12 protein-coding genes are annotated in these 13625 nt (G+C 27.9%); 3 read left to right on the top strand and 9 right to left on the bottom strand.

Annotated elements, in window-relative coordinates:
- Position 1 precedes the first annotated feature (1 nt).
- The 4 genes from ALEK_RS03415 to ALEK_RS03400 form a co-directional block, all read right to left on the bottom strand.
- Positions 2 to 457: a Spy/CpxP family protein refolding chaperone gene (locus tag ALEK_RS03415; protein WP_071626217.1), complete on the bottom strand. Its 456-nt coding sequence runs from the start codon at positions 455 to 457 to the stop codon at positions 2 to 4.
- A 117-nt stretch (positions 458 to 574) separates the two neighbouring features.
- Positions 575 to 1144, bottom strand: a complete 570-nt coding sequence (locus ALEK_RS03410; protein ID WP_071626218.1) for an SCO family protein — start codon at positions 1142 to 1144, stop codon at positions 575 to 577.
- Positions 1145 to 1148: 4 nt separating this feature from the next.
- Positions 1149 to 1616, bottom strand: a complete 468-nt coding sequence (locus ALEK_RS03405) for a hypothetical protein (protein WP_071626219.1) — start codon at positions 1614 to 1616, stop codon at positions 1149 to 1151.
- Positions 1617 to 1625: 9 nt separating this feature from the next.
- Positions 1626 to 2126, bottom strand: a complete 501-nt coding sequence (locus ALEK_RS03400) for a copper chaperone PCu(A)C (RefSeq protein WP_071626220.1) — start codon at positions 2124 to 2126, stop codon at positions 1626 to 1628.
- Positions 2127 to 2363: 237 nt separating this feature from the next.
- Here ALEK_RS03400 and ALEK_RS03395 point away from each other — a divergent pair, with 237 nt between their 5' ends.
- Positions 2364 to 4475, top strand: coding sequence for a cache domain-containing protein (locus tag ALEK_RS03395; RefSeq protein WP_071626221.1), 2112 nt, complete (start codon positions 2364 to 2366; stop codon positions 4473 to 4475).
- Positions 4476 to 4537: 62 nt separating this feature from the next.
- A complete protein-coding gene (locus ALEK_RS03390) occupies positions 4538 to 5656 on the top strand; it encodes a DUF3179 domain-containing protein (protein WP_071626222.1) in 1119 nt (372 codons plus the stop codon).
- Between the two features lie 9 nt (positions 5657 to 5665).
- On the opposite strand, the gene ALEK_RS03385 is transcribed toward ALEK_RS03390, so the two are convergent.
- Positions 5666 to 6904, bottom strand: coding sequence for a BaiN/RdsA family NAD(P)/FAD-dependent oxidoreductase (locus tag ALEK_RS03385; RefSeq protein WP_071626223.1), 1239 nt, complete (start codon positions 6902 to 6904; stop codon positions 5666 to 5668).
- Positions 6905 to 6953: 49 nt separating this feature from the next.
- Here ALEK_RS03385 and ALEK_RS03380 point away from each other — a divergent pair, with 49 nt between their 5' ends.
- On the top strand, positions 6954 to 7955 hold the full coding sequence (locus ALEK_RS03380) for an endonuclease/exonuclease/phosphatase family protein (RefSeq protein WP_071626224.1): 1002 nt from the start codon (positions 6954 to 6956) through the stop codon (positions 7953 to 7955).
- Positions 7956 to 8741: 786 nt separating this feature from the next.
- On the opposite strand, the gene ALEK_RS03375 is transcribed toward ALEK_RS03380, so the two are convergent.
- Genes ALEK_RS03375 through ALEK_RS03360 form a run of 4 tightly spaced genes read right to left on the bottom strand, consistent with a single transcriptional unit; the run spans position 8742 to position 13470 of the window.
- Positions 8742 to 9236 (bottom strand): DUF6622 family protein, encoded by a 495-nt coding sequence (locus ALEK_RS03375; protein ID WP_071626225.1) that lies wholly within the window; start codon positions 9234 to 9236, stop codon positions 8742 to 8744.
- A gap of 16 nt (positions 9237 to 9252) precedes the next feature.
- Positions 9253 to 10149: an NAD(+) diphosphatase gene (gene nudC / locus ALEK_RS03370; protein ID WP_071626226.1), complete on the bottom strand. Its 897-nt coding sequence runs from the start codon at positions 10147 to 10149 to the stop codon at positions 9253 to 9255.
- A 25-nt stretch (positions 10150 to 10174) separates the two neighbouring features.
- Positions 10175 to 13162, bottom strand: coding sequence for a transcription-repair coupling factor (gene mfd, locus ALEK_RS03365; protein WP_071626227.1), 2988 nt, complete (start codon positions 13160 to 13162; stop codon positions 10175 to 10177).
- A complete protein-coding gene (locus tag ALEK_RS03360; protein WP_071626228.1) occupies positions 13162 to 13470 on the bottom strand; it encodes a hypothetical protein in 309 nt (102 codons plus the stop codon). The genes mfd and ALEK_RS03360 overlap by 1 nt, the downstream gene beginning before the upstream one ends.
- Between the last annotated feature and the right edge of the window lie 155 nt (positions 13471 to 13625).

Genomic DNA, 13625 nt, shown 5'->3' with positions numbered 1-13625 from the left:
TTTATCCTTTGTTATATCTACTTTGCATTTTTTCAGCTTTTAAATCAAGTAAAACTTTAAATTGTTCTTTTTGTTTTGCATTTAATACTGCATGAATTTTACTAATCATTTCAGCTTTAGATTTTATCATATTATCTCTTTTTTCAGACATAATTTTTATAAACTCATTTTGATCAAAAGATGATTTAGAAAATGCCGTATTCATACCTTGACGTTTTGATTTTGATGTTTTTACAATTTCTTTGATTTGTGTTTTTTGTTCAGCTGTTAAATTTAAATCTTTTAAAATACTTTTAAACATCATTTTTCCATGATGAGACGATTTTTTCATCATTTTCATTGAGCTGTGTTGATTCATCATTTCATGTGATTTTTTATTATTGCATGAAGCATAAAGTCCTGTTGCTAATAATGAACTTAAAACTAAACCTGTTAATACTTTTGATGACTTTGTCATTTTCTATCCTTTTGTTTTTTGATAAGAAAATTATGACATGTAGTTTTTAACGAAATTTAAATTTTATATTAACGTAACTTTAATAGAGAGGGATTTTGAAAGTAAATATTAAAAACTCTATAAAAGAGCTTTTAATACTTTGTTTAATTCTTCTGGGTTTGTAAAGTGGTCAACTTTTTTGTAAAAGTTTCCATTTTTATCAAAAATATAAATATAAGAAGTATGAGCAACTGAATAATCCATTGATGAACCTTCTAAAGTTACTTTTTTATAATAAGTTTTATATCTATTTACAATATCATCTAAATTTTCTTTATTAGATGTAGCACCCTTAAATGTAGGATGAAAATAACTAGCATATTCATCTAAGGCTTCAAGTTTATCTCTATCTGGATCAACAGAAATAAATAAACCTTCAAAACTATCTAATTGATCTTTTGAAAAGCCATTTAATGCAGTAGATAAAGTACTTAATGAAGTTGGGCAAACATCAGGACAATATGTATATCCAAAATAAATAGCTAAAACTTTTCCATTATATGAATCTAATGTTAAATCACCAGTTTTTGATGTTACAGTAAAGTCATACTGTTTTTTATCATTATAGTTATCAATATAAGGTTTTGCTATAAAAATTATACCAATTGCAATTAAAGCAGAGGCTAAATAGTTTATTACTTTTTTCATTGTATTACCTTGTAGTTTTAAATTGGAATCTTGCTCCAATTCTTTCGCTCATTTTATCTATATCAATATCAGCATTCCACTCCATATTTCCAACAGGACAAGTTGGTAATGTACCTTTTGTTTCATAAAGTCCATTTCCAAGATTTTCAAACTTTAAATTGAAATATCCCATCATCATATTAGTAGAGTAAACATTGATATTTAAATCATCTAATTTATCATTAGAGCTTGTCACTCTAAATTTAATATTTTCCATTAAGGGAATATGTTTTGGAAAAATCTCTAATTCAAACTTTGTTCCATCTTTTACAGTTACTTCACACGGACCTTTTTTTAAATCACAATTACTATCTTGAATACTATATTGTACATCACCTTTTATTGAATTATATACTTCATTAAAATCAACAAAAAAATAAGCTCCAACAATTGAAAGAATTACAGTAATTTGAACAATTAACATTTTATTCATAGTTTTGTCTTATTTTGATCCACATTTTCCAGCGCCACAAGACATACCAGAACTCTTTTTATTCATTCCATGACCCATTTTCATTCCAGCCATTACTTTTTTTACAGGAGCAAATACTTTTAAAGTTTGTCCATTTGAAAGATTTAAATTAATTTCTACATTCATCTCTTCTTTTAATGGTTTAGTTTTTAATCCAAGTAACATTACATGAAAACCACCTGGTTTTAATGTAGTAGAAGAGTTAGCTTTAATATCAATCTTTGGTACTTGATACATCATCATTACACCATCTTTCATATCATGAGTATGTAATTCAGCAACTTTTGAAGCATCTGAAGAAGCACTCATAACAGAAATATCTTTATCTGAAGAGTTATGTAATTCCATAAATGCAGCACTATTTGGAAGACTTGGCGGTGTTGCTCTTACATAAGCATTCTTAACTGTAATAGAAGATGCGTAAATTGTACTAGCACTAGCAATTAATAAAAGTAAACTTTTTAGTTTCATGGATATCCTTGATTATAATTTGTCTTAATATAACAAATATATGTTAATTATGTATTAATTCAAATCAAGATTTCTCATTTAATTATTTATGTTTATACATAAAAATATTATTTCTATATGTGTAATTATTATACATTTCCCTTAAGTTCATATTTTGCGTAGCAAAATTGCTATTCTTTTATTGTAATAGATATTATTTTGTTGTATACTGACCTTTAACACAGCAAAGGCAAGAGTATGAAGTTATCAAACTTAACTGCAAGAGCAATCTTTTTTGTTGCATTTATCTCAACTTTAATTGCTTTTCTAATTTCAATAATATTCCAATATAAAATATTCAAAGATGAAACAAAACTAATAAAAAATGACTATATAGAATTCAAAAAAAATGAAATAAAAAATGAAGTAAATAAAGTATTCAATACAATTTCTGCAAAAGAAACAATAATAAACAATCAAATAAAAGACAAACTAAAAGATAGAGTAAATATAGCTTATAGTATTGCTAATACTATTTATGAAAAAAACAAAGCTATTATGAGTGAAAATCAAATAAAAGATATCATCCTTACAACTTTAAAAGATATACATTATCAAGAAAAAAACTCTTACTATTTTATTAATAGAAACGACGGAAAAGCAATACTTTTTAATAAAATTTCTAAACTACATGAAAATATAAATATATTAAATAAAAAAGACTTATCAGGTAAATATTTTGTAAGAGAACAAATAAAAATTGCAAAAGAAAAAGAAGAAGGTTTTTTAGAAACATATTTTGTAAAACCTAATTCAACAAATAAAAAAGAGTACAAAAAAATCACTTATGTAAAAAACATCAAAGCTTTTGATTGGCATATTGGTACGGGTGAGTACATAGACGATATGCAAGAACATATAAAAGATAATATTTTGAAAGATATTTCAACAGTTAGATTTGGTAAAAATGGTTATATTTTTGTAAATAGACTAGATAAAAAAGCTTTAGTATTTGACGGAGTAAAACTTCCTCATGCAAAAGACTATCCAAATGACGAACTGTATAAAGAACAATTAAATGCAATTAAAAATAAAGAAGGTGGATATTTCTTTTATAAGTTTAAAAAACTAAATACACTTAAAGAGTATAAAAAATTAGCTTTTGTTAAAAAATATGAGAAATGGGACTGGATTATAGGAACTGGTGTATATATTGATCAAATTGACCAAGATATTATTGAAAGAGAAAAGAAATATACAAAAAATATTTTAAATCAAATTAGTACTATTGTATTCAGTTTCCTAATTTTACTATTTATGATTTATTATATATCACGAAAAATGTCTTTACATCTAGATAAAAACATATCAAATTTAATTAAGTCATTTAAATTAGCTTCAAAAAACTATAAAAAAATGGATACGGATAAACTTACATATCTTGAATTCAAAATATTAGGAAAAAGTCTTAATAAAATACTACTATCAAGAAATGAAACAGAGATGAAACTACAAAGATATATTAAAATTGTAAATGAAAATGTAATTATTTCTTCAACAGATGAAAAAGGTTATATCACAAGTGTAAGTGAAGCATTCTGCAAAATCTCAGGATATAAAGAGAGTGAATTACTAGGACAAAACCACAATGTCGTAAAACACCATAAAATGAACTCTGGTATTTTTAAAGATATGTGGATTGATATTCAAAATGGAAATACTTGGTATGGTGAGATAAGAAATAAAAATAAGATTGGTGGTACATATTGGGTAGAAACATTTATTCAACCAGAATTTGAAAATGAAAAAATTATTGGATATACAGCAATCAGTCAAGATATTTCTGATAAAAAAAGAGTTGAGTTTTTATCAATCACAGATGAATTGACAAAACTAAATAATAGAAGATTTTTTAACCAAGTAATAGAAAATGAAATTAGCAGATCTATTAGAGGGGATTTATATCTATCTTTTATGATGATGGATATTGATTATTTCAAAAACTACAATGATACTTATGGACATAAAGCTGGAGATGAGGCATTACAAGAGTTTGCAAAAGTTCTAAAAAGCCATAGTAATAGAATAAGCGATTGTGCCTTTAGACTAGGTGGAGAAGAGTTTGGTTTAGTATTTACAGCAGAAGATGAAGAAAAGTCATTAAGATTTGCAGAACTTCTTCGTAAAGATGTTGAAAAGCTAAGAATTGAACATAAAACAAGTAAAGTAGCTGATTATTTAACTGTATCAATTGGATTAGTGGTAAGAAAAGGTAAAAATATCCATGATAGTGCAAACTTATATAAACTAGCAGATGAAGCTTTATACAAAGCAAAAAATGAAGGAAGAAATACTGTAAGAACAAACTAATTTAATATCTTCATAAACTCTTTATATTAAGGTCTTATAATAAGAAAAAGAAGGAGTTTAAAATGAAAATATTAGTTTTCTTACTTTTATTAGTAAACTCTATCTTATCCTCTACTCTAAATGCCCATGATGCAAGAAGTTTTTCATTAAAGTTTCACTCTTTTGCATGGAAAACTAATTGGGAAAAACATAGCATTGAGTACGATGAACTTTTAAATGGTGGTCCACTTCGAGATGGAATTCCTCCAATTGATAAACCAAAATTCCAAAATATGAAAGAAGCATCTTCTTGGATAAAAGATAATGAGCCTTTAATTTTTGTTCGAATAAAAGACAAAACAAAAGCTTATCCAATCCAAATTTTAATATGGCATGAAATAGTAAATGACACAATATCAGATAAAAATATTGTAGTTACATTCTGTCCATTATGTAATGCTTCTATAGTTTTCAACAGAGATATAGATGGAAAAACTTATGATTTTGGAACATCAGGTTTACTTCGGAATTCTGACTTAGTAATGTATGATAGACAAAGTGAATCTTTGTGGCAACAATTTACTGGAAAAGCAATAGTAGGTGATTTAATAGATACAGAATTAGAGACTATTAATTCTTCTATTGTTAGTTTTGAAGATATAAAAACCCACTATCCAAACACAGAAATTTTATCAAAAGAGACTGGATATTTTAGAGAATATGGAAATAATCCTTATAGTGGTTATGACGATATCAATCAATCCCCATTTATGATTAAGGACGATATAGATCCTAGATTAGCCCCAATGAGAAGAGTAGCAACAGTTAGTCTAAATAACAAAGACAAAGCATACTCATATAAAATTCTTAGGGATAAAAAAGTCATAAATGATGAATTTGAAAATAAGAAATTAACACTTTTTTATAAAGACCAAATTGCTTCAGCATTGGATGATAAAGTTATTTCAAAATCTAAAGATACAGGTAGTGTAGTTATTTATGATAGAAATATAGATGGTAAAGTTTATGATTTTTATTATAAAGATGCATATTATGATAAACAGACAAATTCAAAATGGAATATTTTTGGAAAAGCAATAGAAGGTGAGCTAAAAGGGACTCAGTTAAAAACTGTAGTTCATGGTAGTCACTTTTGGTTTGCTTGGGCTGTTTTTAAACCACAAACAATAATATACAAATAGCAGTTTTTGCTATTTGTATAAATGTCCTGCAAGATTACCGCTAGAGAAAGACCATTGAAGATTATATCCTCCACAAGGTCCATCTAAATCCATAACTTCTCCACAAAAGTATAAACCATCGATAATTTTACTTTGCATAGTTTCTGGATTAATCTCTTTTAGACTAACCCCACCTCTTGTAATCATAGCTTTTTTAAAACCTACTGATTCTGTAACAGTTAAAGGAGTACTAGATACAATTTTTACTAGATCATTTCTTACCTGTCCACTTTGATCTTTGAATTTTTTACTAATATCTGCACCAACTTCTAAACATAAAGCATTTGATACAGAAGCTGGCAATAAAGAGCTAATTAGCTCTACTACATTTGCATCTGGTTTTAAAGAAGCTTGTTTTTTAAGATGTTGGAATATATCGTCTTCACTTTTACCTTTTACCATATTTATAAGAAGTGGAACTTCATCATATTTTTCTAATAAAGGTGTGATTTCTCGTGAAAAGTCTAAAATAACTGGACCTCTTAAACCTTTTGATGTAAAAATCAAATCCCCAACTGCTTTTAATTTCTTAGCTTTTTTCAAATCAATTTTTACAATAGCTTTAGCAATAGTATCAGCAGTACAATCTGCTACCCATTTTTCTTTCACATAGACAGGAAGCATAGCAGGATAAAGGTCTGTAACCTTATGACCTACTTCTTTTGCAAACTCATAACCATCACCATTTGCTCCAAGCATAGGAAAACCTAATCCACCAGTAGCAACAATAACATTAGGAGCATCAAACTTTTCATTTGTAGTTTGAACACCTGTTATACTTTGTCCATCAAAAAGTAATCTTTCTACTTTCATATCACATAAAATATCTACTTCTAATCTGTTTAATTCAGCATGTAAAGCTTTGATAATTGTAGCTGAGCTATGGCTTTTTGGAAATATTCTAAAACCATCTTTAGTATCAGTTTCAACTCCAATACTTAAAAAAAATTCTAATAAATCTTTTTTGTTCAACATGCCAATTGCTGTTGTCATAAATCTTCCATTTCTTCCAAATGAAGTCATAAAATCTTCAGTACTCAAAGTATTAGTAAGATTACATTTTCCACCACCAGTAGCTTTTAATTTTGCACCTAAGCTTGGTAGTTTCTCTAAAAGTAGTACGTTTTTGCCTTGTTTTCTTGCAGTTATGGCAGCAATCATTCCTGCGCCACCAGAACCTACAACTATTACATCATAATTTGTATTCATGGGTGCAATAATAACCAAAGATTGTTGAATATTTGGATATACTGCGTTTATGAAAATAAGAGTAGGAACATTTAATTTATTTCAGTTTGTAGAACCGCCATATTCATGGTACACAAAAAAAGAGAAGTTCAATAATGAACAATGGGAAGAAAAAAAAGCTTGGATTAAAAAACAAGTATTATCAATGAACTGTGATATTATTGGTTTCCAAGAAGTATTCTCAAGAGATGCTTTAAAAATACTAATGAATGAATTAGGATTTGAGTTTTTTCAAACTGTTGATTTTGCAAAAACAAAAGATGAAAATAAAAAAGTTTTTGTAAGTACTACTGTTGCAATTGCATCAAAGCATCCTATTACAAATATCCAAGAAGTAAAAGCACATATTCCAAGTCTAAAGAAACACTACTTTGAAGGCTTTTTTAAATTTGCTAGAATTCCTATAAAAGCAAATATTACTCTACCAAATGGAATAGATACAACTTTTTATATCTGTCATCTAAAATCAAATAGATTAAATGAATTTGAATATGTATTTAATAAATCACATACATTAGAGCAGAAAAAAGAACAAGTAGATAAAGCTTTAAAAGATAAATACTCAAAAGCATTAAAACAAAGATTATGTGAAGCATCATCACTATTTTTTGATATTAAAAAACAAAAAAACAAAGCTTCTGTTTTAATGTGTGATTTAAATGACAAAGAATTTTCAATAACAATTGAAGCACTTACAAACAATAAGTATCACGATAAAAATAGAAAAGAAACATTCACATTAGTTGATGCTTATCATCAACATGATAAAAAAGTCTATAATCCACATCCAGAAGCTAAAGATCCAAAAAGACCTGCTACTAGTCATTTTGCGGGAAAAGGCAATGTTTTAGATTATATATTTATCTCAAATGATTTTAATAAAAAGAACAAAGATAGAATTGCTCAAATAAGTAATTATGAGATTTTGGATGGACATTTAAAAGATAATCCAGATGGTTCATTACTAAAAAGTGATCATGCTCAAGTGGTATGTGAACTAGAATTTTTGTAATTTCTTTTATATTTATCAAATAACCCACCATTAACACACTTTGAAAATATATAATGTTACTCAGAGTTAGCTAAACAGCATATCAGTTTAGAACTGAAGACATATAGACCCATATAGTTTTCTTTATACTCCTCCTTGGTAATAAAAGAAGAGAAAGTATTTGTGCTACTTTCTACTTCTTCTTTCAACTTAACTAATCAATTAATATATTATCTTTTCATAAATTTTAAAATTCTTTTTAAATCATATTTTTTAACACTATTTTGACACATTTTACTTTTATAATCTTTTCAGAGATAAGTTAGCGAGAGTTAATTTATTGTGAAGTATTGCGATTTCTGCTTTCTTCAAACTCCTCCTAAATTAAATTTGAAAGGGAAAGTGGTGCTTCCTTCCCTTTCCCCATTTGCAGAAATTCGTAAAAAGTAAGACAATACACCATCTTTACATTTTTTTTATTTATAATAATAACTAGTAAGTTAGAATGCGAACTAGCTTATTAAATATTATAAATAATGCTTTCTTTTCTCCTTGATTGAAAAAAGGCAAAGATTTCCTTCTTTAACAGATTAATGATTTCTAAAGAGATGGAAATGTTACAACAATCATATAGCCAATGAACCCCATTTTGTTGTAACATTATCCATTTTTTATCTATACACACTAAAACCACATTATTTTTATTTATACTGTTTTCATAATTAAATTAGCGCGAACTAGTTTGATGTATTAATATTGATTTTATAAACTCTCCTAAAATTAAAATCATAAAAAAAGGGAAAGGATTTAATTATCCTTTCCCTTTTTTATTTTTAATAAGACTAATAACCTTCCCAAAAAGACTCCTGAGAATAAACCATAAAATAAAGAAATCAATACTACAAATGATAAATCATGTATAAATTCTAATTCTTTTGCTGTTACAACACCCACATAATACTTAAGAAGAAAAATACTCATTATTAAATAAAAAGGTAGAAAACTACCCTTTATAAAAAATAGTCCTTCTTTTAAATCATAAGTACTTTTTCTAGGAATTTTAAAAAAATATGATAAATAAACTCCAATACCTAAACCTAATAAATAAGAAATATTACTTTGAATATCAAATCCAAAAGCACTAACTACTCCTAAATATGATAAAAGAAGCATAATAGCAGGAAAAATAAGAATCTTATTTATAGATAACTTTTTATCTTTTGTTTGCAAAAGTCCAAGAAAAACTAAAAATACAAAAAGAATAAATACCCATATTGGTGTATTTTGAATAATCTCTAACATATTAACTTTCCTTGTTTTATTTTTCTTCTATCCAAACCTCAAGTAAATTACGAGCAATAGCTATTTTATCTGGTATTGTGAAAGTAGAAGTTTTTTTATTTGATAAGACATCTTTTATTTCATCTTTATGAACCCATATAGCATCTGCTATTTCATGAGGGTCTAGATTAAGCTCTTGGCTTTTTGCTTTCATTCTCATACCAATCATCAAAGTAGAAGGAAAAGGCCAAGGTTGAGAGGCTACATACTCTACATCATAACCTTCAATTCCTGCTTCTTCAAAAAGTTCTCTTTTTGCTGCTTCTTCTAAACTCTCCCCAGACTCAACAAAACCTGCAAGACAAGAGTATCTTCCTTCTTTGAAATTAACTCCACGTCCAAGAAGACAATATTCTCCAAAAGTTACAAGCATAATAACAACAGAATCAACTCTTGGGAAATGCTCAGTTTTACAAACATCACAATCTCTTCTCCATCCAGCTTTAGTAAGAGAAGTACTAGCTCCACATGATGAGCAAAACTTATGAGAGTTATGCCAGTTTAAAACAGATGCTCCTTGAGCTAGTATTCCAAACTTATCTTCATTTATAAAATCAAGATTTACAGACTCTCGTAATGGAATTTTTGATAAATCTTTCTTTAGTTCATCTTTTAAAGTAAAAGCAAAATAAGTAATACCCTCAAAACTACCAAGAAGAACTATCTCTTCTTTATTCACATCATAGTTCTCAAAAATATCTTGGGAAAACAAATACTTCTTATTTACCTCATCTACAATAATATTAGCATCATCAAAAACAAGAAATAAAGAATTTGAATCATCTAATAATCTATCAAACTCTTTTTTATCTGCTCTTACTTGATCTAATCTATCTAAAGGATTTTGACTAAAGTATGGGTATAAGTTTTTCATCTATTTTCCTATATTTTATCTAGAACTATTTTCTTAAGTATCTTAAAGTAGTAGCAATAATATCATCATCATCTTTTGATGGTGACTTAATACTCTCTTTTGTATCATCAGACTTTGTAAAGGTAATATTCATTTCATAAGATGAGATAGTTTTTATTCCTTTTTGTAATCCTAAGATTTTAATCATGATTAATTCTAAGAATTGACTTGTTGGAAGGTCTGGCTTACCAAATCTATCTTCCATTTCTTCTTCTATTACATATACAGCTTCTTTATCACTACACTTTGATAATCTTCTATATAATTCTAATCTTACTCTATCTTCTACTATATAGTCTTCACTAATAAATGCAGAAATAGCAAGTTTAATATCTACTGTTTTATTCTCTTCTTTTGTGTCACCACTTAGAGTCGCTAAAGCATCTTCTAACATCTTAAGATATAAACCATATCCTATTTGTTTAATATGTCCACTTTGTGCTTCACCTACGATATTTCCACCACCTCTGATTTCTAAATCTTGGTGAGCTAAAGCAGTACCTGAACCTAAGTAAGAATTAGACTCTAAGGCTACAAGTCTTTTTACTGCATCATCAGTAATTTTCTTTTTATCTTCTACTACGTAATAACAGAACCCTTCTTTGTCACTTCTTCCAACTCTTCCTCTTAATTGGTGTAAATCAGCAATACCGAATCTGTCTGCCCCATCAATAATAATTGAGTTAGCATTTGGTAAGTGAAGACCTGATTCTACAATTGAAGTAGCAAGTAAAATATCAAACTCTTTATTCTCAAATCTATCTAGCAGCTTTTCTGCATCTGCTGGTTTGATTTTCGAGTGAATAACTTCTATTTTGATATTTGGAATAATCTCTTCTAAATCAGATTTTTTAGCATCAATAGAGGCAATATTATTATGAACATAAAACAATTGTCCACCTCTTCTTTTCTCTCTTAAAACAATCTCTTTGATTAGTTTATCGTTATACTCTTTTACATAAGTTCTCACACCTAATCTCTCACTTGGAGGAGTAAGTAAACTACTCATACCTTTTAGTTTAGATAGTGCTAGATTTAGAGTTCTAGGAATTGGCGTTGCAGACATAGAGAAGATATGGACATCATCTCTTAGAGCTTTTAATTTCTCTTTTTGTTTTACGCCAAACTTATGTTCTTCATCAATAACAACTAAAGCTAAATCATTCGTTTTAACAGAAAGTAGTGAGTGAGTTCCAATAACAAGTTTTATTGAACCATCAGCAAGACCATTTTTAATACTTGTTTTTTCTTTTGCACTTGTTTTACCATCAAGCTTAGCCATAGTAATACCATACTCATCAAATCTCTTTTGCATTCCATGATAATGTTGTGTTGCTAAAAGTGTAGTAGGACAGATAAATAGAGCTTGTTTATCATCTAAAACAGTAGCTAATAATGCATTCATTGCAACTTCTGTTTTACCAAATCCAACATCTCCGGAGAGTAATCTATCCATTACTCGACCACCACTTAAATCAGAGAATATTTCTCTAACTGATCTGCTTTGATCTTTTGTATAATCAAATCCTGCATGAGTTTGGAAGTCTTGAAGTACTTGTTTATCAGTATTAATCTTAATACCATTTACAAGCTCACGTGCTGCTGCCATTTTGATAATATCATTTGCGATAGCAAATAGTTTATCTTTTACTTTCTCTTTTAACTTAGCAAAGCTTCCCTTACCTAGTTTATCCACAACAGCGTATGAGCTACCATCAGCTACATACCTATCTACTGTATCTATATTTTCAACAGGAATTAGAAGTTTATCATCCCCTGCATACATTACTATTACGAAGTCTCTTTTCGCACCCATTACAGTTACAGGTTCAATACCTTTATATTGACCAATACCATGTTTTTCATGTACTACAAAATCATTCATTTGTAATTCATCAATTACAAGTTTAATTTTCTTTTTTCTTCGTTTTTTTATCTCTTTATTAAGTGAGATAATAACTTCATCATCACCTACAAGATTTAGAATATATGGTTCATAAATATAGTTTATTTTCTCGTCAGTTAGTTCTAAATCAAAAGATTTAACTTTAGCTTCTGAGCTTGAGATAATATTAATCTTTTTGCCCTCATGGAAAGAGATAAACTCTTTTACATTTGCAGGTGCAATTTCTTGATAATCTCTTGCTTTATATATTTGAGGTGTTGCTAAAAACTTATCTTTATTTAATCTTTTCTCTTCAAATACATAAGCTTCATCCAACTCTTCTAAAGCTTCTTGCGTGATAAATGAACTCATATTTTGAGGTAAGTATTCCCCTAAGTCATTTAAGTACCAAAATCCAAGTGAGTGAATATCTTGAATAAAAGCATCAGAGCTTACACTTTGAACTTGTTCATTTATCTGCTCATATGTACTTTCATCTAAAGCTAAAAAAGCGGGACTTATAGTAAAAGTCTCAATCTCTTCTTTGAAAGATTTTTGGTCTTCAATATCAAACTTTCTGATACTTTCAACTTCATCATCAAATAATGAAACCCTATATCCAAATTCACTCCCTAGTGGACAAATATCAATAATATCTCCCCTGATAGAAGCTTCTGCCTCAGATGTTACAATATCTACGAAGTAATAACCCCAATTGTAAAGTTTTGATTTTAACTCTTCTACATTGATTGTATCAGCAAAAGAGATTTCAAAGTTATCAAAACACTTATCTTTTGGCATTGGGTATGAGATAGTTCGTACGGGTGAGATTAGAATTTTATTTTGTTTTTTGTAGTTATAAAAGCCATTTAAAGATCTCGTAATATCTTGTAGTTCTTCAGAGAATGAAAGTAAATCATCCCCAAAGTTAGCTCTAAAATCAGATAACACAAAAGGAGTAAACCCTAAGAAAGAGACAATATCAGAAGCTACTTGAGCTTGTTTATCATCATTTACGATTAAGAGTTGACACTCTTTTAATCGTTTTTCATTCTTTAAATCTTTTAGAAACTCATAAATATCTTTCACTATTTAGCTTCTTCTTTTAGTTCTTCAAAATCGTTTGTTTCCTTATCAAAGTAGTATGGAGGATAAGGTGTTTCGTTAAGTAAAAATACTAAGTTAGCATCAGAAAAAGAGTTTTTAGTTAATCCTTTTCTAAACACTTCTAAAATATATGCTTTAGTTGAAAAAGTTGTAGTTGATGATTTTGCAGTATATACAAACTCTTCACCCTCAACTACTGTAAAACCTTCTTTTTTCACATGTTTTTCAAACTTTTCTTTGTCTTCAAGTCCACCAACATCTAATAATACTAATACGTCTAATTGTTCCATTATTTAATAATCCTTAATACTAACCCTAAAAAGGGAAACTTTTTATCTTTATTTATTTTAAGTAAATGTATTTTAACATATTTAATATTTTATTCTTAATTATTAAGAACAAATACTATTTAAAGAAAAAATAATGAACTTTTTTATATAGTTCA

The organism is Poseidonibacter lekithochrous (genome assembly GCF_013283835.1).
GTDB lineage: Bacteria > Campylobacterota > Campylobacteria > Campylobacterales > Arcobacteraceae > Poseidonibacter > Poseidonibacter lekithochrous.
The sequence above is the reverse complement of the archived record's forward strand: the minus strand, read 5'-3'. Positions and strand labels throughout refer to the sequence as shown.

What these genes read in the sequence shown, in the direction of transcription:
- ALEK_RS03385 (WP_071626223.1), bottom strand. Translation starts at nt 6,904, where the DNA reads ATGAATACAAATTATGATGTAATAGTTGTAGGTTCTGGTGGCGCAGGA.
- ALEK_RS03360 (WP_071626228.1), bottom strand. Translation starts at nt 13,470, where the DNA reads ATGGAACAATTAGACGTATTAGTATTATTAGATGTTGGTGGACTTGAA.
- ALEK_RS03415 (WP_071626217.1), bottom strand. Translation starts at nt 457, where the DNA reads ATGACAAAGTCATCAAAAGTATTAACAGGTTTAGTTTTAAGTTCATTA.
- ALEK_RS03405 (WP_071626219.1), bottom strand. Translation starts at nt 1,616, where the DNA reads ATGAATAAAATGTTAATTGTTCAAATTACTGTAATTCTTTCAATTGTT.
- ALEK_RS03395 (WP_071626221.1), top strand. Translation starts at nt 2,364, where the DNA reads ATGAAGTTATCAAACTTAACTGCAAGAGCAATCTTTTTTGTTGCATTT.
- ALEK_RS03375 (WP_071626225.1), bottom strand. Translation starts at nt 9,236, where the DNA reads ATGTTAGAGATTATTCAAAATACACCAATATGGGTATTTATTCTTTTT.
- ALEK_RS03410 (WP_071626218.1), bottom strand. Translation starts at nt 1,144, where the DNA reads ATGAAAAAAGTAATAAACTATTTAGCCTCTGCTTTAATTGCAATTGGT.
- ALEK_RS03400 (WP_071626220.1), bottom strand. Translation starts at nt 2,126, where the DNA reads ATGAAACTAAAAAGTTTACTTTTATTAATTGCTAGTGCTAGTACAATT.
- nudC (WP_071626226.1), bottom strand. Translation starts at nt 10,149, where the DNA reads ATGAAAAACTTATACCCATACTTTAGTCAAAATCCTTTAGATAGATTA.
- ALEK_RS03380 (WP_071626224.1), top strand. Translation starts at nt 6,954, where the DNA reads ATGAAAATAAGAGTAGGAACATTTAATTTATTTCAGTTTGTAGAACCG.
- ALEK_RS03390 (WP_071626222.1), top strand. Translation starts at nt 4,538, where the DNA reads ATGAAAATATTAGTTTTCTTACTTTTATTAGTAAACTCTATCTTATCC.